At 68.4% G+C, this 23,870-nt stretch carries 27 protein-coding genes; 7 read left to right on the top strand and 20 right to left on the bottom strand.

From position 1 onward, the window contains the following. Positions 1–95 precede the first annotated feature (95 nt). The 3 genes from AC07NI_RS05130 (at position 96) to AC07NI_RS05120 (ending at position 3,561) form a co-directional block, all read left to right on the top strand. Positions 96–1,085 (top strand): bile acid:sodium symporter family protein, encoded by a 990-nt coding sequence (locus AC07NI_RS05130; protein ID WP_494616631.1) that lies wholly within the window; start codon positions 96–98, stop codon positions 1,083–1,085. A 48-nt stretch (positions 1,086–1,133) separates the two neighbouring features. Further along, positions 1,134–1,889 (top strand): SDR family NAD(P)-dependent oxidoreductase, encoded by a 756-nt coding sequence (locus AC07NI_RS05125; protein ID WP_494616630.1) that lies wholly within the window; start codon positions 1,134–1,136, stop codon positions 1,887–1,889. Positions 1,890–2,085: 196 nt separating this feature from the next. After that, positions 2,086–3,561 (top strand): methyl-accepting chemotaxis protein, encoded by a 1,476-nt coding sequence (locus tag AC07NI_RS05120; RefSeq protein ID WP_494616629.1) that lies wholly within the window; start codon positions 2,086–2,088, stop codon positions 3,559–3,561. Here the strand turns inward: AC07NI_RS05120 and AC07NI_RS05115 are convergent. The 16 genes from AC07NI_RS05115 to AC07NI_RS05040 all read right to left on the bottom strand — a co-directional run bounded on the left by AC07NI_RS05115 (position 3,558) and on the right by AC07NI_RS05040 (position 15,331). Continuing rightward, positions 3,558–4,706, bottom strand: a complete 1,149-nt coding sequence (locus AC07NI_RS05115) for a serine hydrolase domain-containing protein (RefSeq protein WP_494616628.1) — start codon at positions 4,704–4,706, stop codon at positions 3,558–3,560. The genes AC07NI_RS05120 and AC07NI_RS05115 overlap by 4 nt on opposite strands. Positions 4,707–4,761: 55 nt before the next feature. Further along, positions 4,762–6,522, bottom strand: a complete 1,761-nt coding sequence (gene der / locus AC07NI_RS05110; RefSeq protein ID WP_494616627.1) for a ribosome biogenesis GTPase Der — start codon at positions 6,520–6,522, stop codon at positions 4,762–4,764. Positions 6,523–6,655: 133 nt separating this feature from the next. Continuing rightward, complete coding sequence (locus tag AC07NI_RS05105; RefSeq protein ID WP_494616626.1) at positions 6,656–8,086, bottom strand: PQQ-like beta-propeller repeat protein; 1,431 nt, start codon at positions 8,084–8,086, stop codon at positions 6,656–6,658. Beyond that, positions 8,083–8,847, bottom strand: a complete 765-nt coding sequence (locus tag AC07NI_RS05100) for a tetratricopeptide repeat protein (protein ID WP_494616625.1) — start codon at positions 8,845–8,847, stop codon at positions 8,083–8,085. The genes AC07NI_RS05105 and AC07NI_RS05100 overlap by 4 nt, the downstream gene beginning before the upstream one ends. Positions 8,848–8,996: 149 nt before the next feature. After that, a complete protein-coding gene (panB, locus tag AC07NI_RS05095) occupies positions 8,997–9,824 on the bottom strand; it encodes a 3-methyl-2-oxobutanoate hydroxymethyltransferase (protein WP_494618270.1) in 828 nt (275 codons plus the stop codon). Between the two features lie 121 nt (positions 9,825–9,945). Continuing rightward, positions 9,946–10,326, bottom strand: coding sequence for a hypothetical protein (locus AC07NI_RS05090; protein ID WP_494616624.1), 381 nt, complete (start codon positions 10,324–10,326; stop codon positions 9,946–9,948). Beyond that, the gene (locus AC07NI_RS05085; protein ID WP_494616623.1) at positions 10,319–10,894 is read right to left on the bottom strand and encodes an RNA polymerase sigma factor; all 576 of its coding nucleotides are present in this window, start codon (positions 10,892–10,894) and stop codon (positions 10,319–10,321) included. The genes AC07NI_RS05090 and AC07NI_RS05085 overlap by 8 nt, the downstream gene beginning before the upstream one ends. Positions 10,895–10,928: 34 nt before the next feature. After that, positions 10,929–11,315, bottom strand: a complete 387-nt coding sequence (locus tag AC07NI_RS05080; protein WP_494616622.1) for a DUF6249 domain-containing protein — start codon at positions 11,313–11,315, stop codon at positions 10,929–10,931. Positions 11,316–11,430: 115 nt separating this feature from the next. Next, on the bottom strand, positions 11,431–11,739 hold the full coding sequence (locus AC07NI_RS05075) for a hypothetical protein (protein WP_494616621.1): 309 nt from the start codon (positions 11,737–11,739) through the stop codon (positions 11,431–11,433). Continuing rightward, positions 11,736–12,251, bottom strand: a complete 516-nt coding sequence (locus tag AC07NI_RS05070) for an RNA polymerase sigma factor (RefSeq protein ID WP_494616620.1) — start codon at positions 12,249–12,251, stop codon at positions 11,736–11,738. The genes AC07NI_RS05075 and AC07NI_RS05070 overlap by 4 nt, the downstream gene beginning before the upstream one ends. Next, on the bottom strand, positions 12,251–12,667 hold the full coding sequence (locus tag AC07NI_RS05065; RefSeq protein WP_494616619.1) for a hypothetical protein: 417 nt from the start codon (positions 12,665–12,667) through the stop codon (positions 12,251–12,253). The genes AC07NI_RS05070 and AC07NI_RS05065 overlap by 1 nt, the downstream gene beginning before the upstream one ends. A 10-nt stretch (positions 12,668–12,677) precedes the next feature. Next, positions 12,678–12,872, bottom strand: coding sequence for a hypothetical protein (locus tag AC07NI_RS05060; RefSeq protein ID WP_494616618.1), 195 nt, complete (start codon positions 12,870–12,872; stop codon positions 12,678–12,680). A 29-nt stretch (positions 12,873–12,901) separates the two neighbouring features. Next, a complete protein-coding gene (locus AC07NI_RS05055; RefSeq protein WP_494618267.1) occupies positions 12,902–13,621 on the bottom strand; it encodes an HAD family hydrolase in 720 nt (239 codons plus the stop codon). 72 nt (positions 13,622–13,693) lie between these two features. Continuing rightward, positions 13,694–14,041 carry an ArsC family reductase gene (locus AC07NI_RS05050; protein WP_494616617.1) on the bottom strand — a complete coding sequence of 116 codons (348 nt, stop codon included), beginning with the start codon at positions 14,039–14,041 and terminating at the stop codon, positions 13,694–13,696. A gap of 40 nt (positions 14,042–14,081) precedes the next feature. Then, entirely contained in the window at positions 14,082–14,753 is a 672-nt protein-coding gene (locus tag AC07NI_RS05045; RefSeq protein WP_494616616.1) for a DNA alkylation repair protein, read from the bottom strand. Then, positions 14,753–15,331, bottom strand: a complete 579-nt coding sequence (locus AC07NI_RS05040) for a 2'-5' RNA ligase family protein (protein WP_494616615.1) — start codon at positions 15,329–15,331, stop codon at positions 14,753–14,755. Before AC07NI_RS05040 ends, AC07NI_RS05045 begins: the two co-directional genes overlap by 1 nt. 126 nt (positions 15,332–15,457) lie before the next feature. Between AC07NI_RS05040 and AC07NI_RS05035 the strand changes: the two genes are divergently transcribed. The 4 genes from AC07NI_RS05035 to AC07NI_RS05020 are packed head-to-tail and all read left to right on the top strand — an operon-like array spanning position 15,458 to position 19,176. Further along, entirely contained in the window at positions 15,458–15,841 is a 384-nt protein-coding gene (locus AC07NI_RS05035) for a BlaI/MecI/CopY family transcriptional regulator (protein ID WP_494616614.1), read from the top strand. Beyond that, the gene (locus AC07NI_RS05030) at positions 15,831–17,294 is read left to right on the top strand and encodes a M56 family metallopeptidase (protein WP_494616613.1); all 1,464 of its coding nucleotides are present in this window, start codon (positions 15,831–15,833) and stop codon (positions 17,292–17,294) included. The genes AC07NI_RS05035 and AC07NI_RS05030 overlap by 11 nt, the downstream gene beginning before the upstream one ends. 47 nt (positions 17,295–17,341) lie before the next feature. Continuing rightward, positions 17,342–18,853, top strand: a complete 1,512-nt coding sequence (locus tag AC07NI_RS05025; RefSeq protein WP_494616612.1) for a GMC oxidoreductase — start codon at positions 17,342–17,344, stop codon at positions 18,851–18,853. Further along, complete coding sequence (locus tag AC07NI_RS05020; RefSeq protein WP_494616611.1) at positions 18,850–19,176, top strand: hypothetical protein; 327 nt, start codon at positions 18,850–18,852, stop codon at positions 19,174–19,176. Before AC07NI_RS05025 ends, AC07NI_RS05020 begins: the two co-directional genes overlap by 4 nt. Here the strand turns inward: AC07NI_RS05020 and AC07NI_RS05015 are convergent. The 4 genes from AC07NI_RS05015 to AC07NI_RS05000 form a co-directional block, all read right to left on the bottom strand. Continuing rightward, positions 19,173–19,622: a DUF2147 domain-containing protein gene (locus AC07NI_RS05015; protein WP_494618264.1), complete on the bottom strand. Its 450-nt coding sequence runs from the start codon at positions 19,620–19,622 to the stop codon at positions 19,173–19,175. The two genes, AC07NI_RS05020 and AC07NI_RS05015, sit on opposite strands and share 4 nt — an antisense overlap. 106 nt (positions 19,623–19,728) lie before the next feature. Next, positions 19,729–21,174, bottom strand: a complete 1,446-nt coding sequence (locus tag AC07NI_RS05010) for an efflux transporter outer membrane subunit (protein WP_494616610.1) — start codon at positions 21,172–21,174, stop codon at positions 19,729–19,731. After that, positions 21,158–22,696 (bottom strand): DHA2 family efflux MFS transporter permease subunit, encoded by a 1,539-nt coding sequence (locus AC07NI_RS05005; protein WP_494616609.1) that lies wholly within the window; start codon positions 22,694–22,696, stop codon positions 21,158–21,160. Before AC07NI_RS05005 ends, AC07NI_RS05010 begins: the two co-directional genes overlap by 17 nt. After that, positions 22,696–23,775 (bottom strand): HlyD family secretion protein, encoded by a 1,080-nt coding sequence (locus AC07NI_RS05000; RefSeq protein ID WP_494616608.1) that lies wholly within the window; start codon positions 23,773–23,775, stop codon positions 22,696–22,698. Before AC07NI_RS05000 ends, AC07NI_RS05005 begins: the two co-directional genes overlap by 1 nt. Between the last annotated feature and the right edge of the window lie 95 nt (positions 23,776–23,870).

The raw sequence follows: 23,870 nt of genomic DNA, 5'->3' as shown, positions 1-23,870 counted from the left end.
CCTTCTGACGATTTGCAATTTGCGCTTATCCCCGATAGCGCACGAAGCGACGGCGTTCCTCTGGAGCGCCGTCGTTTTCACGATCGCGCGGTGACATGTCGATTTCCAATATCCTGGCCAAGCTGAAGCTCGAGCCCTACGTCCTGGCGCTGTTCGGCATGGTCGTGCTGGCCTCGATCCTGCCGGTGCGGGGCGAGGCCGCGCACGGCCTGAACATCGTCGTCAAGCTGGCCATCGCCCTGCTGTTCTTCCTGCATGGGGCCAAGCTGTCGCGCGAGAGCGTGGTGGCCGGCGCGACGCACTGGCGGCTGCACATGCTGATCCTGGCCTTCACCTTCGTGATGTTTCCGATCCTGGGCCTGCTGACCAGCAAGCTGGGCGTTCTGCCGCCGACCCTGGCGGCGGGGATCCTGTTCCTGTGCTGCCTGCCCTCGACCGTGCAGTCGTCGATCGCCTTCACCTCGATCGCGCGCGGCAATGTCGCCGCCGCCGTCGTGGCGGCCAGCGCCTCCAACCTCTTCGGCATCTTCATCACGCCCGTGCTGGTCGGCCTGCTGATGCACACGCAGGGCGGCGCCGCGGGCGGCTGGAAGTCGGTGCAGGACATCGTCGTCCAGCTGCTCCTGCCGTTCATCGCCGGCCAGCTGGCCCGGCCGCTGGTCGCCAAGTGGATCGAGAAGAACAAGCAGCTGATCGGCTATGTCGATCGCGGCTCGATCCTGCTGGTGGTCTACGCCGCCTTCAGCGAGGCCGTGGTCGGCGGCATCTGGCACAAGATCTCGCCGGCGCAACTGGGCGTCCTGCTGGCGGTCTGCGGCGCGCTGCTGGCCGTCGTGCTGGCCATCACCACCTACGGCGCGCGGGCCCTGGGCTTCTCGCCCGAGGACGAGAAAGCGATCACCTTCTGCGGCTCCAAGAAGAGTCTGGCGACCGGCGTGCCGATGGCCAACATCCTGTTCCCCGGCCCAACCGCCGGGATCATCGTCCTGCCGCTGATGATCTTCCACCAGATCCAGCTGATGGCCTGCTCGGTCATCGCCCAGCACTACGCCAAGAAATACGCCGAACAGGAGATGGAAGCTTAAGGGCTTCCGCTGGTTTCCGTCCGCCCTTCCCTGCTCTAGAACGCGCCCATGACTTCCGACTCCTCCCAGCCGCTGGCCGGCCGCATCGCCCTCGTCACGGGCGCCACGCGCGGCATCGGCGAAGCGGTCGCCCTGGGCCTGGCCAAGGCCGGCGCCCACGTCATCGCCGTCGGCCGCACGCAAGGCGCGCTGGAAGCCCTGGACGACGCGATCCTGCAAGCCACCGGCGAGCGCGCCACCCTGGTGCCGCTGGACCTGCGCGAGGCTGATGGCCTGGACCACCTGGGCGCGGCCATCCACCAGCGCTGGGGCAAGCTGGACATCGTGGTCGGCGCGGCCGGCCTGCTGGGTCCGCTCACCCCCGTCAGCCACCTGGAGCCCAAGGGCTGGGACATGATCCTGTCCACCAACCTGACGGCCAACTGGCGGCTGATCCGGTCGATGGACCCGCTGCTGCGCGCCTCGGACGCCGGCCGGGCCCTGTTCTTCTCCAGCAGCGTCGCCAAGACCCGCCCGGCCTTCTGGGGCGCCTATGCCGCCACCAAGGCCGCGCTGGAGGCCATCGTCGACGTCTATGCCGACGAGATGGAGAACACCCCCGTCCGCGCCCTGTGCGTCGATCCCGGCGCGATGCGCACGCGGATGCGCTCCGGCGCCTTCCCGGGTGAAGACCCCAGCACCGTTCCCGCGCCGGAGACGATCGTGCCTTTCATGATCGATCTGGTCCGCCCGGATCGCGAACCGCCGAAGGGCGTCGTGCGCTTCAAGGACCGCGGCCAGGAGTCGGCCAGCGTCGACGCCTGATATCGATTCGCAGATTGCAAACTTATTTTACAATTCCGGCCGCAAAAGTTGTTCGCTGAGGAATATCCACCCAGGATCGGCGAAATTCGAGGTCATTTTTGACCATTCGATGAACATGTTATACGATTATCGATTGTTTAACCAAGGCGGCCCGAGACAGCGTGCGTCAATTTAACGCAAGCCCTCAAGGGTCCTCATGGCGCTGTTCTCTCTCGGTCGCGATACCGGTGACACCTCGACGCGTATCGCCGACCTGGAAGCCGTGGTCACGGCCATCCAGCGGTCGCAGGCCGTCATCGAGTTCAATCTCGACGGCACGATCATCACCGCCAACGACAACTTCCTGAAGACCCTGGGCTATAGCCTGGGCGAGATCCAGGGCCGCAAGCACAGCCTGTTCGTTGACAGCGCTTACGCCGCCAGCGGCGAGTACCAGGAGTTCTGGCGTCGCCTGAACGCCGGCGAGTTCTTCGCCGATAAGTACAAGCGCATCGGCAAGGGCGGTCGCGAGGTCTGGATCCAGGCCTCCTACAACCCGATCTTCGACAAGAACGGCAAGGCGACCAAGGTCATCAAGTTCGCCACCGACATCACGGCGATGGAAGACGAGCGCCGCCAGATCGAGGCCGAGCGCAAGGCGACGCAGGACGAGCAGGACCACGTCGTCTCCGTCCTGGCCCAGAGCCTGAACCAGCTGGCGCGCGGCGACCTGACGGCGCGCGTGGACGCGCAGTTCAACGGCCGCTACGCCGTGCTGAAGCAGGACTTCAACGGCGCGGTCGACAGCCTCCGCCAGGCCATGAGCGCCATCGCCGACGCGGCCGGCGGCATGGAAGGCAGCGCCAACGAGATCGCCAGCGCCTCCAACGATCTGTCCAAGCGCACCGAACAGCAGGCCGCCAGCCTGGAAGAGACCGCCGCGGCCCTCGACCAGATCACCGCCACGGTGCGCCGCAGCGCCGACGGGGCCAAGCAGGCCTCGGCCGCCGCCTCGGCCGCCAGCACCGACGCCGACCGCTCGGGCGAGGTCGTCCGCGAGGCGGTGGCCGCCATGGGTGAGATCGAGAAGTCCTCGGGCCAGATCACCCAGATCATCGGCGTCATCGACGAGATCGCCTTCCAGACCAACCTGCTGGCGCTCAACGCCGGCGTGGAAGCGGCGCGCGCCGGTGAAGCCGGTCGTGGCTTCGCCGTCGTCGCCCAGGAAGTCCGGGCCCTGGCCCAGCGCTCGGCCGACGCCGCCAAGGAGATCAAGACCCTGATCGCCAGCAGCACGTCCCAGGTCGAACGCGGCGTGAGGCTGGTCGGCGAGACCGGACAGGCCCTCAGCGGCATCGTCGGCAAGGTCGGCGAGATCAACGGCCTGATCCGCGAGATCGCCGTGTCCTCGCAGGAACAGGCCACGGGCCTGAACGGCGTCAACGCCGCGGTGAACCAGATGGACCAGGTCACCCAGCAGAACGCCGCCATGGTCGAGGAAGCCAACGCCGCCTCGGCTTCGCTGCGCGGCGAAGCCCAGGACCTGGCCCAGCTGGTCTCGCGCTTCGAGACCGGCGCGCCGGTGCGCACCCGTGCGCAGGCCCCGACGCCGAGCCACCGCCCCGCCCCTCGCGCCAAGGCCTATGCCCGCCCGGGCTCGGCCGCGCCGGCGACGAACTGGGAAGAGTTCTAGGGCGTAGCTGCTGCCGCGCCCCGCAACTGGCGCAGCAGCAGGTTCGCCGTGGCCGTTGCCGAGCCGTCACCGGTGAGCGCGACGGCTGCCACGGCCCTGTCCCGGACCGAATAGGCCACGACCGCGCTTGCGCCCGGCGTGCCACCCAGATGGCCCAGCCACAGGCTCTTGCTGCCGTCGGCCTCCGGGACCTCCACGACCATCGCGCCCAGGCCGTAGAAGCTGCCGGCGTCGAACATGGGATAGAGCCGGCCAAACATCGCCGCGAGCGTCTCCTGCTTCAGCAGCTTGCCGCCCAGCAGCGCCGCCCAGACCCGCGCCATGTCCTGCGCCGAGCCCACGGCCCCGCCGGCCGCTCCGGCCCAGGCGGGCTCGATCGGCGCCTCCTTGGCCGAGACCAGCTTGGCCACGTCCTCGGCCTTGTCGCCGACGCTGAGCATCCGCAGCGAGGTCAGGCCCAGCGGCTTGATGATTCGCGCCTCGACCGAGGTCTGCCAAGGCTGGCCATCGACCTTCTCGATCACCGCGCCCAGCAAGGCGTAGCCGGTGTTGGAGTAGCGCCAGCGCTCGCCGGGGCACGAGAACGCGCCGTGGCGGCCGATGATCTTCACGTCCTCGTCCAGGGTGTGGGCGCGGCGCTCGGCGCGGGCCTTGAGATCTTCGTTGGCGCTGAACAGGCCGCCGGTATGGGCCAGAAGGTCGCGAATGGTCACGACGTCGCCATTGGGCACGCCGGCGACGTACTTGCCGATCGGGTCTTCGAGCTTGAGCTTGCCGGCCTCGACCAACTGCAGGGCGACGATGGCCACCAGGCTCTTGCCTGCGCTGGCCCAGAACAGCATCGGCGGCTGGTCGCCGCTGTCGGTGCGGCTCCAGGCGCCCTTGCCGGGGATCAGGACGGCGGCGGTCATGGCTGAAGCCTGGGTCGCGCCCTTGGCCTGATTGAAGGCCGCCTCCAGCCGCGCCACGGTCTCGGCATCCAGCGCGGCCTTGGGGACCTCGGCCAACAGCGGCGGCGCGACCGGCGCATGCAGCGCCGGCCCAGCATAGGTCACCGCGCTCTTGCAGACCACGGGCTTGTAGTCGGCCGCCAGCGCGCTCGCCGGCAGCACGGCCAACACCAAGGCCAGTCCCATCCCCCGCATCGCCATTCCTCCGGTTCAGCTTCAGGAAGCTAAACGCGTATGGCGAAGTTTAGGCTCAGCGCTTCGGCTTGCCCGGACCGGTATTGCCCCGGACCGTGCGCGCGCCGGACACCGGACGCTTGGGACCCGCCGCCTTGCCGCCGGCCGACTTGGCGCCGACCTTGTAGCTGGGCGTCGTCGAGACCTTCTTCTGGACCTTGGGGCCCAGCTTCTTGACCGACTTGACGGCGGCCTTGCCGGGTTCGGCGGCCACGGCGCTCTCGACCGCCGGAGCAGCCTTGGCAGCGGCCGGAGCCTTCTTCTTGACCGGCTTGGCCAGGCGCGGATCGGGCAGGCCCGCCTCGATCGCGGCCTTGGCGGCGGCTTCGTCGGCGATGCGCTTGGACTTCTTGACCGTGTTGCGCGAGGCGCGGATGCGTTCCTCCTCGCGCTCGCGGCGTTCGAACTCGCGCTTGCCCCGGCCGCTGTGGCCCTTGGCCTCGCCGTCGGCATAGGGGTTGGCGCCCGACTTGATGGTGATGCGCAGCGGCACCCCCGGCAGGTCGAAGCTTTCCCGCAGGCTGTTGATCAAATAGCGCCGATAGTGGTCGGGCATCTGGTCGGCGCGGCTGGAGAACAGCACGAACGTCGGCGGACGGGCCTTGGTCTGGGCCATATACTTGGGCTTCACGCGGCGGCCCGAGACGGCGGGCGGCGGGTGGCGCTGCATGGCCATCTGCAGCCAGTCGTTCAGGTCGCGGGTCTTGACCTTGGTCGACCAGTCCTTGTGGATCTTCAGCACGGCCGGCATCAGCTTGTTGACGCCGCTGCCGGTCTCGCCCGACAGCGCCACCACCGGCGCGCCGCGCACCTGGGGCAGCATGCGCTCGGCGTGCTCGCGGAAGGCCGCCAGGGTCGCGGCTTGGTCCTCGATCAGGTCCCACTTGGCCAGCACGAACACCAGGGCGCGGCCTTCGCGTTCGGTCAGGTCGGCGATCTGCAGGTCCTGGATCTCGAAGGGGTGGGTGGCGTCCATGACCAGCACCACGACCTCGGCGAAGGTGATGGCGCGGATGGTGTCCTGGGTGGAGAGCTTCTCCAGCTTCTCCTGCACCTTGGCCTTCTTGCGCAGGCCGGCGGTGTCCACGAGGCGGACCTTCTTGTCGCCCCAGACCCAGTCGACCGAGATCGAGTCGCGGGTGATGCCGGCTTCGGGGCCGGTCAGCAGGCGCTGCTCGCCGATCAGGCGGTTGATCAGGGTGGACTTGCCCGCGTTCGGACGGCCAACGATGGCCAGCCGGATCGGCTTGTCCTCGTCGTCCTCGTCATCGCTGTACTGGTCCTCGGGGACGGCTTCCAGCATGGCGGCGTAGAGTTCGGCCATGCCCTCGCCGTGCTCGCCCGAGATCGGGATCGGCTCGCCCAGGCCCAGCTTGTAGGCCTCGCCGATGCCCGACTGGCCGGCTTTGCCCTCGGCTTTGTTGGCGGCGATGATCACCGGCTTGCCGCGACGGCGCAGCAGGGTGGCGAACACTTCATCCAGCGGGGTGACGCCTTCGCGGGCGTCGTAGATGAACAGCGAGAGGTCGGCTTCCTCGATCGCCAGCTCGGTCTGGGCGCGCATGCGCGCTTCCAGGCTCTCGTCGGCGACGTCCTCGAAGCCGGCGGTGTCGATCAGGTGCAGGTCCAGGTCGCCCAGGCGGCCGTCGGCGTAGCGGCGGTCACGGGTGACCCCCGGCTGGTCGTCGACGATGGCCAGCTTCTTGCCGGCCAGACGGTTGAACAGCGTGGACTTGCCCACATTGGGGCGGCCGACGATGGCGAGTTTCAAAGGCATAAGGCGTCCAGTAGTCGATTTTTGCCTTTCCCGCAAAAGGCTGCGGAAAAAGCGAAGGCCCGGGCCTGCTTTCGCGGACCCGGGCTCAAGAGCGTTTCAAGTTGTCGAGCGGGCTCGGAAGCCCGCTCTTCGCTTAGCGGATGGCGATCAGTTCGGCGTCATCGGTGACGAGATAGATCATGTTGCCGACAGCGATCGGGTTGATCAGCACCGAGGCGCCGATCTTCAGGGTCTTTTCCTTGGCGCCGGTCTTGGCGTTCAGGGCGACGGCTTCACCGGCGCTGGACACCGTGATCAGGCGGCCATTGGCGAGGATCGGGGTCGACCACAGGATCGGATGCTTGGCGCGCTTCTTCTTCTGCTTCTTGGACAGGGCCTCGGTGTTGTTGAGGTCCTGGATCCAGTAGACCGAGCCGTTCTCGCGCGAGACGCAGATCACCTGGCCGGCCTTGTCGACGACGAAGACGACGTCGCCAGCGGCCCACGGGGTGGTGATGGCGGTGACCGGCAGGCTCCAGCGGGCCTGGCCCGAGCGCAGGTCGGTGGCGGCGAAGACGCCCGAGTGGCTGACGGCGAAGACGTCGCCCTTGTAGATCACCGGGCGGCCCGGGATGTCGCGGATTTCCGACAGCGCGTTGGTGCGGCTGGCGCGGCTCAGGGCCTCGCTCCACAGGTCGTTGCCGTTGGTGGCGCGCAGGGCCACCAGTTCGCCCGAGGCGAAGCCGGCCACGACGGTGTCGCCGCTGACGGCGGGGCTCGAGGCGGCCAGGATGCGGGCCGGTTCGCTCAGGGCCTGGTAGGTCCAGCCCGGCGCGCCGGTGGCGGCGTCGAAGGTCAGCAGTTCGTTGTCGGTCGAAACCACGAACACGCGGCCGTCGGCGACGGTCGGGGCGGCGTGGATCGGGGTGGTGACGTCCTGCGTCCAGTTCAGATTGCCCGACGCGGCGTCCAGCTGGGCAACCAGGCGGAAGCCCGAGGTGACGTACAGCTTGTTGTCGGCGCCGACGGCGACGCCGCCGCCAAAGCCCAGGCGGTCGTTCTTCTTGGGCAGCAGGCCCAGGAAGCCGGCCTTCTTGATCGAACCGGCGGCCGGACGCAGGTCCTTGCGCCAGATCTGCGAGCCCGACTTGGCGTCCAGCGCCACGACGTCGGCTTCACCGTCCATCACGAAGATGCGGCCCTCGGCCGACACCGGCGGCGCGGTGACGTGGAAGGTCTTGCCGCCCTTCTTGCCGAAGCCCTTCTTCCAGGCGATCTGGAAGTCCTTGCCGGCGTCGACGTGCTCGATCGACTGCTCGGCGTTGCCGCCCGGCAGGCGCCATTCGGTCTGGGCGACCGGATCGGGCAGGAAGAAGTCGGCGCCCTTCAGCGACTCGTTGGCCTCGACCTTCTGGTCGAAGGCGATGATCGAGATGCGCTGACCCTGGCTGGCCTGGGACTTGTTCTTGTCCTTGCCGTGGAAGGGATTGATCTTCGAAACCGTCGAGCAGCCGGTGACGGCCATGGACGCCGACATCAGCGCGACCAGGGCGACGGAACGCTTGGAAATCATCAGGCGGCTCATTGGGCGTTAGGGGCGGCTTGCGGGCCAGCCGCGGCGGGCAGTTGGCTCATCATCGGCGGCATCGGCGGCAGGTTGGCGGCGGCCTTCACGGCGGCGGCCAGGTCCTTGGCGGTACCCGAGTCGATCAGTTGCATGGCCGCCTGGGCGCGCTGGCGCACCTCCTCGGACGTGCTGCTGTCGAGCGAATTGGCCAGGATCACGAAATCGGCGCGCGCGCCCTTCATGTCGCCGGCCTGCAGCTTGGCGAAGGCCAGCGCTTCCTTGGCGTACACGCGGTACGGGCTCTTTTCCCCCGCCAAAGGCGTCAACCTCGACTCAAGATCCTTGTAGGGAGCCGTGTCCATCAGGGCGAAGGCGGATTTGAGGCGCGCCAGGTCGCCCAGCAAGGCGTTCGGCGCGGCCTTGGCGGCTTCGTCGAAATAGCCGACGGCCTCCTTGGTCTTGTTCTCTTCCAGGCGGATATCGCCCATCTGCAGCAGAGCCAGGGCCTTGTAGCCGTCGGCGCCGCCGTCGGCGACGGTCTTGAACTGGCCGAACGCGCTGGCCGGGCCCTGCTTCTGAGCCGTCACGAGCGCGGCCTGGTAGCCTTCCGAGGCCTTGTTGGCCTGGGTCGTCTTGTACGAGGTCCAGCCCCAGTAACCGCCGACGCCGATCACCACGGCCGCCACCGCCGCCGCCACGAACGGCAGCGATTTCACCGCCAGATTGCGATAGCGCTCCGAGCGAAGCTGTTCTTCGACTTCGTCAAAAACATCGACCACGAAACGAGGCTCCGAAACAGGCGCTAACCCAGGCACGTCACCCGCACTGGAGCGACGCCGCTGGGTTGAAGACAGATTGTGGCGGGCGGAGGGCCGCTCGCCGAGGCGGCGAACCTATAGCGTGCCGCGCCCAGCCGCAACGCGCCCTTTTAAGCCTTCTTGGCGTAATAGGTCTCGGCTTCGCCCGGGAAGCTGCGATCCTTCACGTCACGGGCGTATTCGGCGGCGGCGCGCTCGATCTCGCCCTTCAGGTCGGCGTAGCGGCGGACGAACTTAGGGGTCCAGTCGAACAGGCCCAGCATGTCGTCGACGACCAGCACCTGGCCGTCGCAGCCGGCCGAGGCGCCGATGCCGATGGTTGGGACCGAAACCGCTTCGGTGACTTCGCGGGCCAGGCTTTCGGCCACACCCTCGACGACGATGGCGAAGGCTCCGGCCTCGGCCGTCAGGCGGGCCTCTTCCAGCACCTTGGCGCGGCCGGCCTCGTCCTTGCCCTTGGCCTTGAAGCCGCCTTCCAGCAGCACGGCCTGCGGGCGAAGACCCACGTGACCCATGACCGGCACGCCACGCTGGGTGAGATAGGCGATGGTCGCCGGCACGGTCGGGCCGCTCTCGACCTTCACCGCCTGGGCGCCGGTCTCCTTCATGATCCGCACGGCGTTGGCGTAGGCCTCATCGGGCGCGCCCTCGTACGAGCCGAACGGCATGTCCACGACCACCATGGCCTTCTTGGAGCCGCGCATAACGGCCTGGCCGTGCAGGATCATCATCTCCAGGGTCACGCCGACAGTGTTGGGCAGGCCGTGGACGACCATGCCCAGCGAATCCCCGACCAGCAGCAGGTCGCACGCGTCATCGAGCGCGGCGGCGACCGGCGCCGTATAGGCCGTCAGGCAGACGATGGGCACGCCGCCCTTGCGGGCGGTGATGTCGGGGGCGGCCAGACGGCGGACCGTCTCTTCACGATGGGCGGACAGGGCGAGCGCTCCCTAAGCGGCGTCTTTCAAGGCGCCGTTTGTGGGCCGGATCGCGCCGCACCGCAACATGAACGGTGATAACACCGCTCAAGACAGTACGGCGCGCCGGACTTTTCTCGCGCTAGAAGTCCTCGACCGCGCGCGTCACGAAGAACGCCAGCGCCACCACCGCCAGACCCGCCGCCAACCAGACCGCCTCGGCGCTGGACGGGGTCGTCAGCACCGCGTTGAACTTGGCGACGGCGCCGTTGATCTCGTTCTCCAGCGTGTGGCTGCCGTTCTTCGACAGCTGCGCGACTTCGCTGGAGAAGCGGGTCGATAGCAACTGGAAGGCCGCGATCAGGCCCGCCGCGCCGCCGGCTATGGCGATGAACATTCGCCGCATCGCCCAGCCTCGGTCCAGCTTGGCCGCGACCTCGGCGTTGAACAGAGCCGTGTCGGGGAACGACGGCGGCTCGGCGAACATACGTGACAGTTGGGCTTCGAAATCGGGTTCAGCCATGAGCTTCCCTCCTCGCCCCTTCCTCTGGCCGGGCGAGCTTCGCCCGGAGTTTATCCAAACCACGTTTGACATGGGATTTGACCGTGCCGATCGGGATATTCAAGGCCTCGGCCGCTTCGGCGTGGGACCAGTCGGCGCCGTAGCACAGGGAAACGCACAGGCGCTCCCCACGTGACAGCGTCTTCAGGGCCTCGTCGAGATCGATGCGACTGGCCGCGTCCCCCGACGCGTCGCGCACCATCACGTCCTCGACCGGTTCGACGGTGTCCGAGAAGATCAGCCGCGTGTCGCGCTTGACCTTCTTCAGATAGAGCCGCGCGGCGATCTTCTTGATCCAGGCCCCGAAGGTCCCTTCCCCGCGAAACTCGGCCGCCTGTTCGAAACCGGTCATGAAGGCGTCCTGGGCCAGGTCGTCGGCGGTGGCCGAGTCGGCGCCCAGGCGTCTCAGCAGACCCCGGACGGCCGAGCCGTGCCTGCGCACCAGCTCCCCGTAGGCCCGTCGGTCGCCCGCCGCCGCTTGGGCGGCGAGTTCGACATCGTGACCGGTTGGTGGGCGTTCCGTGCCCATTGGATCATGCCCCTCCCAAGGCTCGCGAGCCGTCCTAGACCCGCTCTTCCTTGTTCGGATTGAAGAAGCTGAGGACGATGAAGGCGACGCCGATCACGACCGGGATGCAGGCGAAGCCGAAGCCGTCGAAGTCGCCATTGCCGTGGATGAAGTCGCCGAAATAGGTGGCGCCGGCGATGCCGATGCCGACGGCCAACCAGATCACGCCGGTGCGCAGGTCGCGCAGGCGGGTCGGCGGGGTCTTCACGCTGCGGCTCATGGCCTCGATCACCTCGGGCGGGACCGGCTGGCCCTTCTCGATGGCCACGCGCAGGGTGCGCTGCATTTCACGACGCTCGCGGCTCTTGAAGTAGAACGGCAGGCAGACGATGGCGACGATCATGGCGAAAGCGCCCAGCGGAACGATGATATCAGGACCCATTTTAAATCCTCCAACGAGTTGTTTGGACGACGCCCCCGCGCCGCCTTCACTAGTAAGAGGCGTTCACGGTCCTGTTTGGAGGCGCCCGCCGGGATGAAACTTTCGTAAGACGCGACTAGTGGATCGAAATCCCCAGTCGACGCCATACCGAAGGGCCGCCGGCCATCAACGCCGCCGCGACGAAAGCCCCCAAAGCCGCGACCGGCGCCAGCCCTGGCGCGATGATCTCCACCGCCCGGTTCAGCACTGGCGAGCAGGCCCACAGCACCAGGGCGATGACCACCGCCCCGGCGGCGCCGGCCGTCAGCTGGTCGACGAACACCTGGCGCTCGACGCGCTTCATCACCTCGGCGGTGAAGACGTCGGCGCGGCTCTGCTTGGGCTCCTCGCCCAGGAAGGCGGCAAGTTGATCGTCGAGGCTCATGACGCAGCTCCGAGTACAGACAGCAGCCGCTCGCGGCCGCGGGTAACATGCGATTTCACGGTGCCCAGGGGAAGCCCGAGGGCGTCGGCGACCTCGGCGTGCGACCAAGCCTGGCCCAGGCACAGGGTGACACAGGCCCGCTGGTCTTCCGGCAGCGTCGCCAGGGCCTTTTCGAGGGCCATGCGGTCCTCGGCCCCGACCTCGGCGGCGGTCTCCAGTTCCTGCTCCCCACGCCAGGCCTCGTCGCGGGCGGCGGCGCGCTGGGCGCCGCGTCGCTGCGACAGGGCCTTCTTCCAGGCCACGCCATAGAGCCAGGCCCGGAAGCCCTCGTCCTCGCGCAGCCTCGGCAGGCCCGCCCAGGCCGCCACGAAAGCCTCCTGGGCGATGTCGTCGGCGTCGATCCAGCCGCTCTTGCGAAGAAAGCCGCGCAAAGGCTTCTCGTGGATCGCCACCAGCCGCGCGAAGGCGGCCTGGGAGCCCGCGCGCGCCTGTCGGACGAGCGCGGCTTCCATCAGATCGTCGGACCCTTTTGCTCCAGGATCACCTGCACCAGGGTGGCCAGGCACAGCGCGCCCAGCACGAAGGCCACGATCACGAAGGCCTCGCCCGCGCCGTACATGTCGGTGGCGGCGGCGACGGTGAAGCCGCTGGCCAGGGCGCCGAACAGCACCACCTGGTACCAGCTGCGCTCGCGGCGGCGGCGATAGCGCGGACGCTCGTCACGATCCTCGTCGTCGCCGTGCCAGCGCTTGTTCAGCCGGGCCAGCAGTTCGGGCGGCGGTTCGCGGCCGGAGGCGGCGTAGGTCTTGATCAGGTCCAGCGTCTCGCGATTGGCGCGATACGACAGCCACGACTGCCAGGCGCCGAACACGAACCAGCTGAGCGGGAAGATCAGCCACCAGAACTGACGGAAAATGTCTTCTGACATCGAATCCTCCTTAGCGGTCCAGGGCCGCGACCAGGGCGGCGGGCGGTTCCTGGCCCTTGGCGGCCAGCTCGCGCAGAGTCTCCACCACCTCGCGGCGGGCGCGGTAGTCCAGCCATGAGCGGAAGGCCCCCAGCGCCATGGCGCCGATCGGGAACATCAGCCACCAGAAGTCACGGAACAGGTCGGCCACGGTCAGGTCCTTCAAACGGGCGCGATCATTCGCGCTTTCGAAGGTTAGTCGCCGCCGACCGCCGGGCTGGATGCAGCGACGTACGAAATAATTTCCGACATCGTGGCGAACGACACCGTGGGCTGGTGCTCGGCCAGGATCGAGGGCTTGGCGTAGCCCCAGGTGACGGCGCCGCAGTCCAGGCCCACCGCGCGGGCGGCCTCGATGTCGCGGGTCTCGTCGCCGATGCAGATGATCTTGTCGCGGGAGACGCCCTGACGCGTGACCTGCTTGAACTTGCGGGCCTTGCCGAACAGCGACGCGCCGCAAGCGTAGAGGCTGATCAGGTCGCCCAGCTCCTCGCCCAGCACCCGGCGGATCACCGCCTCGCTGTTGGAGCTGACCACCGCGATCTTGACGCCGGACGCGTGCAAGGCGCGCAGCATCCGGGCGGTCTCGGGGAACAGCGGGATGGTGTGGGCGTCGGCGGCCATCAGCTTCTTGCCGGCGCGGGCAATGAGCGGAAGCTTCCAGGGCGAGACGCCCAGATAGCGGATGACCTCGCGGGTGCTGCGGCCGCGCAGCATCTCGATCTCCTCGTCGGTGACGGTCTTGAAGCCGTACCGGCGCGCCATCGGATTGACAGCCCGCATCATCCAGGCGGCGCTGTCAGCCAGCGTGCCGTCGAAGTCGAAGATGACCAGCTCGTATCGCGAGACAGCGTCCCCCACGCGTCCAATACCCCCTAATGGCCCGCGACGACGCGGGACCTTCCGTCCAGTGATAGACTGATCCCCTGGAAGTTGTCGTCTTAAACTTCGCTCACCACGCGAGGGAAAGCGTGGATAGTTCGTGGCTTAGCTTAGCGCCGCCTCGTAGATCTCGGGCTTGAAACCGACCAGGCGGCGATCGCCGAGATCCAGCACCGGGCGCTTGATCATCGACGGCTGGGCGATCATCAGGGCGACGGCCTTGTCGGCGGTCAGGTCGGTGCGGTCAGCCTCGTCCAGCTTGCGGAAGGTCGTGCCGGCGCGGTTCAAAATGACCTCCCAGCCGTGCTCCTGCACCCAGCCCTCCAGCGTGGCGCGATCAATGCCAGCCGCCTTGTAGTCGTGGAAGTCATAGGCCTGACCGCGCGCTTCCAGCCACTTGCGGGCCTTGGCGACCGTGTCGCAGTTCTTGATGCCGTACATCGTCAGGGTCATGGCCGGGCTCCTCCAGGCGAATCCGTGCGGGCTCCCTGCCCTAGCCGAGCGTCGCCTTCTTGCCCAGTTGGCGCAGCGCGTCCTTGCCGTTCCAGCGGGCGGTGGGATCAGGGCTAGCCGCCAGCCGCGCGGCGCAGTCCAGGGCGGCGGCCTTCAAGGCCGGGCTCTTACGCGAGCCGATCGCCCGCAGCGCCCAGTTGACGCCCTTCTTGACGAAGTTCCTGGGATCCGTCGCGCCCGCTTCGATCAGATAGAGCCGCTCCAGGAAAGGCTCATCGGGCAGCTCCTTGCGGTGCAGGGCCACGCAGGCCAGCAGGACGAAGCCCGCGCGCTTGTCGAACTCGCCCTCCAGCGTCATCCATTGATCGATCTTGGCGAGGGCGTGGGGCGTGCGGTCGAACAGGTCGAAGCACAGGGTGTCGGTGACCGCCCAGCTGTCGAACTCCGCGCGCCAGGCGTCCATCTGCTCGGGGGTCACCAGCTTGGGGTCATCGACCATGCCGGCCAGCAGCCGGGCCTCATACCAGCGGGTGTCCCAGAGGGCCTGAGCCAGGGCGTGGTCACGACCGAGCCGCTTGGCCAGTTTGCGCAGCTCGCCGACCGAAACGCCGAACGCCTTCTCATAGGTGATCACGTAACGGGCCATGCCCGCGCGGTAGGTGTCGTCGCCGAGCGCTTCCAGTTCCTGGAGGACATCGGCCGCGGTCGCCATCAGCCCAGCGGCCACTCTTGGAGCACGATGTGCTGGGTCTGGCCCAGCTTGCTCTGCACCAGCACGAAGCGGTCGACCGTCCAGCGGATCGGCGCGATGTCCTGGGCCGGAACGACCTGGCCGTCATAGAGCAGCGTGATGTGCGGGAGGAACTGCTTGTCTGGCTTGAGGGCCGCGCCGGCCATCTTCAGGCCTAGCGCCTTCTGGAAGTCGATCAGAGCGGCGACGCCCTCCCCGCCCTGCAGGGTAAAGGGGTTGTTGCCCGGGCGGTTGGCGAAGCTGACGGCCTTGTCGAAGACCACCTCGAACGGCGCCGCCGAGAGCGCACCACCCGCCATCTTGCCCTTGGTCACGATGTCATTGGGCAGTCCGACATAGTCGCCCAGGTGATGCAGGGTGATGTGGAAGCGGTCGGTCAGCAGCGGCTGGCCGCGCAGACCCAGGGCCTCCTTCAGCCGCCGCGCCTCGGCGGCGATCCGCTCAGCCGTGGCGGGGTCCGGATACAGCAGGAACATCAGCCGGTCGGTCGGCGTCGGCGGGTCGAAGCCCGGCAGGCCCATCTGCAATGTCTCGGCCATTCCGGCGCCTCCTGTCTCGCCGCCAGGGTTACGCCGCTTCGGTTTCCGGGCCAACGCGCATTACATTTCGTTTACGCGCGTAATCGTTGGCTTGACGAGATCGTTTACGTGCGTAATCGTTAGAGCATGGATACGAACCCGCAACGCATCAGCGCCGCCGAGAGCGAAGTCATGAAGGTGCTCTGGGCCGACAGCCCCAAGCCCGCCGAGGACGTCCTGGCTCTGCTGGCCAAGGACCACGGCTGGGCCGAGGGCACGGTGAAGGCCCTGCTGAACCGCCTGCTTAAGAAAGGCGCGATCGCCGCCGACAAGGACGGTCGCCGCTTCCTCTACCGCCCGCTGGTCGGCCGCGAGGACTATGTGGACTCCGAGAGCCAGGGCCTGCTGGACCGCCTGTTCGACGGCCGCCTGGCGCCCCTGGTCAGCCACTTCTCCAAGCGCGAGAAGCTGAATCCCGAGGACATCGCCGAACTGCGCCGCCTGCTGGACAAGATCGACGATGACCAGTGAGCTGATCCTGTTCCTGGCCAAGGCCAATCTCGCCCTGGCGGCGGCGGTCCTGCTGGTGCTGGCCCTGCGCAAGCCGGTCCGCGCCGCGTTCGGCGCGCGCAGCGCCTACGCCCTGTGGCTGATCGCGCCGCTGTCGATCCTGGCCCTGCTGATCCCGGCGCGAACCATCAACCTGCCCGCGCCTGTCGCGACCAAGCCTGCCGTGGTCGCAGCGGTACAAGCGCCATTACCAGTCACGTCGCTAGCGCCCGCTCCCGAGCAAGCCCGAACCCTGCCGATCGCCGAGATCGTCCTGGGCCTATGGGCCTTAGTCGCCTTCGCCGGGCTGATCGTCCAGGCCGAGCGCCAGCGACGGTTCGTCCGGTCTCTGGGCCGGCTCAGCACCACCGACGACGCCAGCCTGCTGCTGGCCGAGCGTCCAGGCGTCGGCCCGGCCGTGATCGGGGCCCTGGCCCCGTGCGTGGTGCTGCCCGCCGACTTCGCCGAGCGCTTTACGCCTGAGGAGCAGGCCCTGATCCTCGCTCACGAGCGTAACCACCTGGCCGTCGGCGACGCCCAGATCAACGCCGTCGTCACCGGCCTGCGGTGCCTGTTCTGGTTCAACCCCTTCGTCCACCTGGGCGCGGCCGTGCTGCGCATCGACCAGGAGATCGCCTGCGACGCCGCCGTGCTGGCCCGTCATCCCAAGACCCGCCGCGCCTATGGCGAAGCCATGCTGAAGACCCAGCTGGCCGCCTTCGCCCCGCCGATGGGCTGCCACTGGCCCGCCTCGGCCAACAACCAACTGAAGGAGCGCTTCACCTTGCTCACCCGCCATCACGCCCATCGCGGCCGTCACCTGGCCGGCGCGGCCGCCGTCGCGGTCCTCAGCCTGTCGGCCGGCGTCGCCGCCTGGGCCGCCCAGCCCGCGCAGGTCGTCCAGCAGAGCCCCGACGCGACCAGGCGCGCCGTCGCCCGCCATCTCAGCCAGCCCTTGTTCGAGGCCGTCCGCGCCAAGGACATCGTCGCCGTCCGCGAACTGATCGGCCTGGGCGCCGACGTGAACGCCATCCTGCCCGGCGACGGCTCGCCGCTGATCGAGGCCGCCCGTCGGGGCCGCATGGACATCGTCCAGGCCCTGCTAGCCGCCGGCGCCGATCCGAACCTGGCCGTGCGCGGCGACGGCGCCCCGCTGATCCAGGCCTCGCTGTCGGGCAATCTTGAGATCGTCCGCACCCTGGTCGATCGCGGCGCCAACGTCGAGATCTTCGTCCCCGGCGACGAGACGCCGCTGATCAACGCCGCCCAGGCCGGCAGCCTGCCGATCGTCACCTATCTGGTCGAGCACGGCGCCAATGTGAACCGCGTGGTCGAGGCCAATGCCGGCGAGATGCGCTCGCCGCTGGGCCAGGCCCGCAAGAACGGCCACGGCGCCGTCGTGAACTACCTGAAGAGCCGGGGCGCGCGGTCCTAAGGGACCCGCCCCAAACTTCCCCTTTAAAATCAGCGAGTTTTTCAACGATGGCGATCATCGACGCCCGAACTTTGCCTGACGCCAGCCGGATCGAGGCCGATCTCGTGATCATCGGCGGCGGCCTGGCCGGCATCACCCTGGCCAAGGAGCTGGCCGGCGGCCCGCTGAAGGTCGTGATCCTGGAAAGCGGCGGCCTGGAAATCGATATGGAGAACCAGGCCCTCTATGCCGGCTCCGGCGTCCAGAAGGCTCCCGGCAATCCAGACCGGCCGTTCGACAACTATCCGGTCCAGTCCCGGGTGCGAGCCCTGGGTGGCTCCGGCCACGTCTGGGGCGGCAAGTGCGGACCGCTGGACCCCGCCGACTTCGCCGAGCGGTCCTGGATCCCCTACAGCGGCTGGCCGGTCACCCGCCCGCAGATGCAGGGCTACTACGACCGAGCCTGCGATCTGCTGGAGATCCCGCGCTTCCCGCTGGAGATGCCAAGGCCCACCGAGCCCGATCGCCAGCCCCTGGCGCTGGACCCGGCCGATGGCTTCTTCCCGGCCCCGCGTGAGTTCAGCAAGTTCTCCGGCGGCAGCGACAAGAAGGCCTTCGACGCCTGGCGCACCCAGTTCGCGCAAGCCGCGAACATCACCGTCTATCTCTACGCCAATGTGGTGAACATCCGCCGCCAAGGCGCTGAAATCGTTGGTCTCGACGTTGCCTGCCTCGACGGCAAGCGCCACACGACCAAGGCCAAGCGCTACGTCCTGGCGACCGGCGGCATCGAGAACGTCCGCCTGCTGCTGGCCTCCGAGAACCTCGGCAACGGCCACGACCTGGTCGGGCGGTTCTTCCAGGGCCACGTCACCTATTCAAACGATGGCGACGCCGAGACCGAAGGATCGGCCGTAACCATCACCCGCGCCGCGCCGATGGAGCTCTATGCGCCGTCCAAGCGCATGGCGGCCCACTGCGTGATCGGTTCTGGCCCGAAGGCCCAGGCGCGGATGAAGACCGGCAACTTCACCGCCACGCTCTACAAGGCCACGCCCTCGGGGACCGACACCAAGGCCGGCGCGGACACCCAGACGATCCGCCGCCTGAACGGCCAGGACGAAGCCCAGCTGCTCGGCTACTTCGCCATGACCGAGCACTTCCCCAATCCCGACAGCCGCGTGACCCTGGATCCGGAGCACAAGGACCCGCTGGGCATGCCGCGCGTGCGCCTGACGTGGGCCTATGGCGACAAGGACTATGCCGACCTAGAGCGGTCGGTGGCGGGCCTGGCCGATGCGTTCGGGGCCTCGGGCCAGGGCCGGCTATGCTGGTCGATCCCGCGCGACAAGCTCCTGGCCACCTCCAGCGCCTCGCGCCACCACATGGGGACGACGCGGATGCATGCCGATCCCAGGAAGGGCGTGGTCGACGCCGACCTGCGCCTGCATGAGGCCAAGAACCTCTATGTCGCCGGCAGCTCGGTGTTCCCGACCTCCGGCATCGTCAACCCGACCCTGACCATCCTGGCGCTGTGCATGCGCCTGGCCGACCACCTCAAGAGCGAGACCGTTCGATGACCAGCCGCCGCGACCTCCTGGCCGCCCTGGTGGCGCTGGCCGCCACGCCCGCCCTGGCCCGCGCGCCGGACGCCACCTTCGGCGGGCTCGATCCCGCCGCCGTGCAGCGCATCGGCAAGGCCTGGCGCGAGCAGCACCCGACCATCACCGCCGCCATGCTGACCAAGCGGCTGTTCCCGGCCGGACGCGGCTTGGCCGCCCTGCCACGGCTGCGCGAGCAGGCAGCAGCCGACTTCCGCAAAGGCTCGGTCTTCGCCTATCGCGGCTGGCGACTGTCGGACACCGAAGGGGCGCTGCTGGCCCTGCTGTCGCTGGAGGCCTAGGAGGCCTTGCCGGTGCTGGCCGTAGCGGTGTCGACCCGCGTCCAGGTCTGCGACTTGCACAGGATGTTGGGCAGCAGGCAGCCCTTGGCCTTCAGCGAGGCGCGGTCCAGCAGCTTGACCTGGCCCGAGAAGGTCATGTCCAGGTCGGGCACGTAGACGCGCCCCTTCCACTCGTTGGGGTCCGAGACGGCGAAGTCGCGCAGCAGCTGCATGCCGACCAGGTCCTGGTTCTTCTTCTTGCGCACATCCTCGCGCGCGTTGTCGTTGGCCCAGACCACGACGCCGCAGGTGCGGGTCTCGCACGGCTTGATCTCGATATGGACGCTGCCCTTGGGATTGCGCCACACGCCGTAGATATCGCCCGGACGCGGCGCGGCCGCCGTCTGGGCCAAGGCGGCTCCGCCGCCGGCCCACAGCGCCAACGCTACAACCAGTCCACGCGACATGCTCTTCACGGCTCTTCTCTCATCTGCGCCCCCTAAAGGCGCGCGAAGCTAACCGCTCGGAGAGACGAGGTGAAGCCGTCGGAATTGAGGCGAAGACCCGAAACGGTCAGCCGGTGCGCCAATCGGCCCCAGTGGCGGCGAACAGTCGAATGGCGTCGACCAGCCGCTGGCCCTGAGCGCGCGCCTGGGCCGAGCGGGCGGCGTTGAGCGTGCGCTGGGCGTCGACGACCTCCAACAGCGTGCCGCCGCCTTTGTCGAAGGCCACCCGGGCCAGGCGCAGGCGTTCGGTCGCCTGCTGCTCGGTGCGGGCGTGGGCGGCCAGGGCGGCCTCGTCGGCCGACAGGGCCGAGAGCGCATCGGCGACCTGGCCGAAGGCGGTCAGTACGGTCTGCTGATAGCGGGCGCTGGCGGCGCGGGCGGCCTCGCGGGCCTGCTGGCGACGGGCCTTCAGGGCGCCGCCGTCGAAGAGCGGGGCGGTCAGGCCGGCGCCGATGTCCCAGCCGCTGGCGTCGTACGAGAAGAGATCACCCGGCTTCAGCGCTCCTTGGGTCAGGGAGGCCGACAGCTTCAGGTTCGGATAGAGGTCAGCCGTGGTGACGCCGATGTCGGCGGTGGCGGCGTGCAGCTCTGCCTCGGCGGCCAGGATGTCCGGACGCTTGCGCACCAGCTGCGACGGCAGGGTCACCGGCACGGGCGCGTTCAGGGCCATGGTCGACAGATCGAAGGCCGGCGCGTTCCAGTCGGCCGGCGCCTTGCCGACCAGCACCGCCAGGGCGTGGCGGGCGGCGGCCAGCTCACCTTGCAGGGCCGGCAGCTGGGCGCGGTCCTCTTCCAGCTGGCTGGCGGCCGAGACCTTGGCCAGGCTGGTCGAGCCGCCCAGGGCGTTGGCCTTGCGGATCAGCTCGATATTGGCCTCGTCGTCGGCGATCATCTGCTCGACGCTGGCGATCTGGGCCCGCAGCGTGGCGATGGTCGCGGCCTGGAGGGCGACATTGGCGGTGAGGCTGAGGTAAGCGGCTTCGGCGCGCCGGCCCTGGGCCTCGGCGCGAGCGGTGGCGCTCTCGATACGGCGCTTGTTGCCGCCCCACAGGTCGAGGTCGTAGCTGATCGCCCCGCCGACCGAATAGAGACTGAAGGTCGGGTTGCTGAGCTGGATGTCGCCAAAGCCGGTGAAGCCGAACGCCTGCAGGTTGGCGCGCTCACGAGCGACGCCCGCATTGCCGGTGACCTGAGGGCCGGCCACGCCGCGCGCCTGGGCAAGGGCCGATTGCGACTGCGCCAGGGTGGCGTCGGCCTCGGCCAGGGTCGGGCTGTCCTTCAGCGCCTGGCGGATGACGGCGTCCAGCTCGGGCGAGTTCAGCGCCGTCCACCACGGGCCGGCGTTGGCCGCATCGGCGTCGAGGCGCGCGGCGGCAGGAGCCGTCTCGCCCGCGCCCAGGCTCGAGGCGGTCTTGGGCGCTTCGGGGGCCTGGAAGTTCGGACCGACCGTCGTGCAGGCGGTCAGGGATGTGGCCGCCAGAAGCGCGGCGATGAGCTTAGTGGTCGGAGACATTGGCGGCCTTCGCTCCCGGCTTCGGGGTGCGCATGAGAAGGATGAGCGGCGCGCAGGCGATGGTGATCACCAGCATCAGCCGGAAGTCGTCGAGATAGGACAGCATCGCCGCCTGGCGGCCGATGACGCCGTTGAACGCGGCCATGGCGGCCTCGGTCGAGAACACGTTCGGGGCATAGGCTTGGTACAGCGGGTTGTCGGGCCGGGCGTGCTCGACCAGCACCGCGTGGTGCTTCTCGATGCCGCTGACGAACAGGGCCTGCATGATCGAGATGCCCGCCGCCGAGCCGATGTTGCGGATCAGGGTGAAGAGGCCCGCCCCCTCGGCGCGATGCTGCGGCATCACCTTGGCGAAGGCGATGGTCGACAGCGGCACGAAGATCAGGCCGGTGCCGACGCCCGACAGGAAGCCCGACGTGATCAGCAGCGTCGTGTCCATCTCCAGATTGTAGTGGCTCATCTGCAAGAGCGAGAGCGCGCTGATCGCCAGGCCGATGCTGAGCAGCAGCTTGATGTTCATCCGCCCCATCAGCTGGCCTACCGCGAACATGGCGATAAACGAGCCCAGGCCGCGGGGCATGGAGACCAACCCCGTGAAGGCGACCGGATAGCCCAGCAGGGTCTGCATCAGCGGCGGCAGCAAAGCCAGCGTGCTGTAGAGCAGGATGCCGATGAAGAAGCCGAACAGGCAGCAGGTGATGAAGTTGCCGTCGGCCAGCAGCTCGCGGGCCACGAACGGTTTCTCGGCCGTGGCCAGCTGCACGCCGAACACCCAGACGGCGATGATGGCGATGATCAGCTCGATCCAGATCTCGCGCGAGCCGAACCAGTCCTGGCTGGGACCGCGGTCCAGCATCAGCTGGAAGGCGCCGATGGCGATGGCCAGGGCGAGAAAGCCCAGGGTGTCGAACTTGCGCTTCTCGCTGCTCTTCTTCTCGGAGAGGAAGAAGAACACGCCGCAGAAGGCCAGGATGCCGATCGGCAGGTTGATGAAGAACACCCAGCGCCAGTCGAGATTGTCGGTCAGCCAACCGCCCAGGCCGGGACCCAGCAGCGGGCCCAGCACCGCGCCGGCGCCCCAGACGGCCATGGCCTGGCCGTGGCGCTCGGGCGGGTTGATGTCCAGCAGCACGGCCTGCGACAGCGGGATCAGCGCCGCGCCGAACAAGCCCTGCAGCAGGCGGAACAGGACGATCTCGACCAGGTTCTGGGCCACGCCGCACAGCATCGAGGCGGCGGTGAAGCCGATGATCGAGACGATCAGCACCATCTTGCGGCCCATCCGCTCGGTCAGGAAGCCGGTCAGCGGCGTCATGATCGTCGAGGCCACGATGTAGGAGGTCAGCACCCAGGTGATCTGGTCCGCAGACGCCGAGACGCTGCCCTGGATGTGCGGCAGGGCGACGTTGGCGATCGTGGTGTCCAGCGAGATCATGATCGTCGCCAGCATCACCGAGATGGTGATCGCCGTGCGATTGGCGACGTCGCGGGCGTGGCCCTCCTGGAGCACCTTGGGGGTCATCAGTTCTTGCCCGAGCGGACGTCCACCTTGGCCTTGGCGCTGAGACCGGCCGAGAGATTGCTCGGCGCGGCGTCGTCAAGGGTCAGGCGCACGGGCACGCGCTGCACGACCTTGACCCAGTTGCCGGTGGCGTTCTCGGCCGGCAACAGGGCGAAGCTCGCGCCGGTGCCGGGGCTGAAGCTGGCGACGTGCGCCTTCAGCGGCTTGTCATAGGCGTCGACCTTGATTGTCGCCGGCTGGCCGACGCGCATGTGGGCCAGTTGGTCTTCCTTGAAGTTGGCCTCGATCCACGGCTTGCCCGAGATCAGGAAGAACAGCGGCCGGGAGGCCTCGACGCGCTGGCCGACCTGCAGCTGCTCGACCTTGGCGATGACGCCGTCGGTCGGGGCGATCACGGCGGCGTAGGAGCGGTCCAGCTTGGCGCGGTCCAGCTTGGCGGCGGCTTGCAACACGGCCGGCTGGCTCTCGGTGGCGATGTCGGCGCGACCGCCGAGGTCGGCCAGGGCCGTGGCGATCTGCTGCTGGACGACGGCGACCTGGCGCTGGGCCTGGTCGGCGGCGTGCTTGGCTTCATCGGCCTGAGCCTTGGTGGCGACACCGGCGGCGGCCAGGTCGCGCTGGCGGACGGCCTCGCGCTGGGCGTAGGCGGCGGTCTCCTGCACGGCGGCCAGGTCGGCCAGGCGCTGGTTGTAGACCGCGCGCTTGCCCTGGACGTCGAAGCGGGCCTGGGCCAGGGCGGCCTCGGCTTCCGATACGGCGACTTGGTAGTCGGCCGGGTCGAGGCGGAACAGCACCTGGCCCTTGGCCACGCGCTGGTTCTCCTTGACGTCGATCTCGACCACGCGGCCGTCGATGCTGGTGCTGATGCCCGTGCGGCTGGCTTGGACGTAGGCGTTGTCAGTGGTCTCGGACTTGCCGCCGGTCATCACCACGAAGACGCCGATGCCCGCGAGGACGACCAGCGGGACACCGATCATCAGCGGCCAGCGCAGCCGCTGACCCAGGGTCCGCTCTCGCCGCCTGCTGGCCGCGTTCGCCTCGGCGCCGGCGATAGCCTCGTAACCTTCAGCGTCGCTCACGCGCTGCTCCACGTCTCAAATCGGATTTGGGGGAATCGTTGGGTTCGTTCGGGTCGCGAACCTTGGCCCTCAGATAGGGCTCGGCCTGTCATGAG

The sequence above is a fragment of the Caulobacter sp. GW821-FHT10E02 genome (genome assembly GCF_059415225.1).
The sequence above is the reverse complement of the archived record's forward strand: the minus strand, read 5'-3'. Positions and strand labels throughout refer to the sequence as shown.

Excerpts from the sequence above, each read along its gene's own strand:
- AC07NI_RS05085 (WP_494616623.1), bottom strand. The coding sequence starts at position 10,894 with ATGGGCACGGAACGCCCACCAACCGGTCACGATGTCGAACTCGCCGCC.
- AC07NI_RS05080 (WP_494616622.1), bottom strand. The coding sequence starts at position 11,315 with ATGGGTCCTGATATCATCGTTCCGCTGGGCGCTTTCGCCATGATCGTC.
- AC07NI_RS05025 (WP_494616612.1), top strand. The coding sequence starts at position 17,342 with ATGGCGATCATCGACGCCCGAACTTTGCCTGACGCCAGCCGGATCGAG.
- AC07NI_RS05125 (WP_494616630.1), top strand. The coding sequence starts at position 1,134 with ATGACTTCCGACTCCTCCCAGCCGCTGGCCGGCCGCATCGCCCTCGTC.
- AC07NI_RS05040 (WP_494616615.1), bottom strand. The coding sequence starts at position 15,331 with ATGGCCGAGACATTGCAGATGGGCCTGCCGGGCTTCGACCCGCCGACG.
- AC07NI_RS05030 (WP_494616613.1), top strand. The coding sequence starts at position 15,831 with ATGACCAGTGAGCTGATCCTGTTCCTGGCCAAGGCCAATCTCGCCCTG.
- AC07NI_RS05120 (WP_494616629.1), top strand. The coding sequence starts at position 2,086 with ATGGCGCTGTTCTCTCTCGGTCGCGATACCGGTGACACCTCGACGCGT.
- AC07NI_RS05015 (WP_494618264.1), bottom strand. The coding sequence starts at position 19,622 with ATGTCGCGTGGACTGGTTGTAGCGTTGGCGCTGTGGGCCGGCGGCGGA.
- AC07NI_RS05070 (WP_494616620.1), bottom strand. The coding sequence starts at position 12,251 with ATGGAAGCCGCGCTCGTCCGACAGGCGCGCGCGGGCTCCCAGGCCGCC.
- AC07NI_RS05010 (WP_494616610.1), bottom strand. The coding sequence starts at position 21,174 with ATGTCTCCGACCACTAAGCTCATCGCCGCGCTTCTGGCGGCCACATCC.
- AC07NI_RS05090 (WP_494616624.1), bottom strand. The coding sequence starts at position 10,326 with ATGGCTGAACCCGATTTCGAAGCCCAACTGTCACGTATGTTCGCCGAG.
- AC07NI_RS05035 (WP_494616614.1), top strand. The coding sequence starts at position 15,458 with ATGGATACGAACCCGCAACGCATCAGCGCCGCCGAGAGCGAAGTCATG.
- AC07NI_RS05075 (WP_494616621.1), bottom strand. The coding sequence starts at position 11,739 with ATGAGCCTCGACGATCAACTTGCCGCCTTCCTGGGCGAGGAGCCCAAG.
- AC07NI_RS05045 (WP_494616616.1), bottom strand. The coding sequence starts at position 14,753 with ATGGCGACCGCGGCCGATGTCCTCCAGGAACTGGAAGCGCTCGGCGAC.
- AC07NI_RS05115 (WP_494616628.1), bottom strand. The coding sequence starts at position 4,706 with ATGCGGGGGATGGGACTGGCCTTGGTGTTGGCCGTGCTGCCGGCGAGC.
- AC07NI_RS05050 (WP_494616617.1), bottom strand. The coding sequence starts at position 14,041 with ATGACCCTGACGATGTACGGCATCAAGAACTGCGACACGGTCGCCAAG.
- AC07NI_RS05020 (WP_494616611.1), top strand. The coding sequence starts at position 18,850 with ATGACCAGCCGCCGCGACCTCCTGGCCGCCCTGGTGGCGCTGGCCGCC.
- AC07NI_RS05105 (WP_494616626.1), bottom strand. The coding sequence starts at position 8,086 with ATGAGCCGCCTGATGATTTCCAAGCGTTCCGTCGCCCTGGTCGCGCTG.
- AC07NI_RS05005 (WP_494616609.1), bottom strand. The coding sequence starts at position 22,696 with ATGACCCCCAAGGTGCTCCAGGAGGGCCACGCCCGCGACGTCGCCAAT.
- der (WP_494616627.1), bottom strand. The coding sequence starts at position 6,522 with ATGCCTTTGAAACTCGCCATCGTCGGCCGCCCCAATGTGGGCAAGTCC.
- AC07NI_RS05130 (WP_494616631.1), top strand. The coding sequence starts at position 96 with ATGTCGATTTCCAATATCCTGGCCAAGCTGAAGCTCGAGCCCTACGTC.
- AC07NI_RS05065 (WP_494616619.1), bottom strand. The coding sequence starts at position 12,667 with ATGTCAGAAGACATTTTCCGTCAGTTCTGGTGGCTGATCTTCCCGCTC.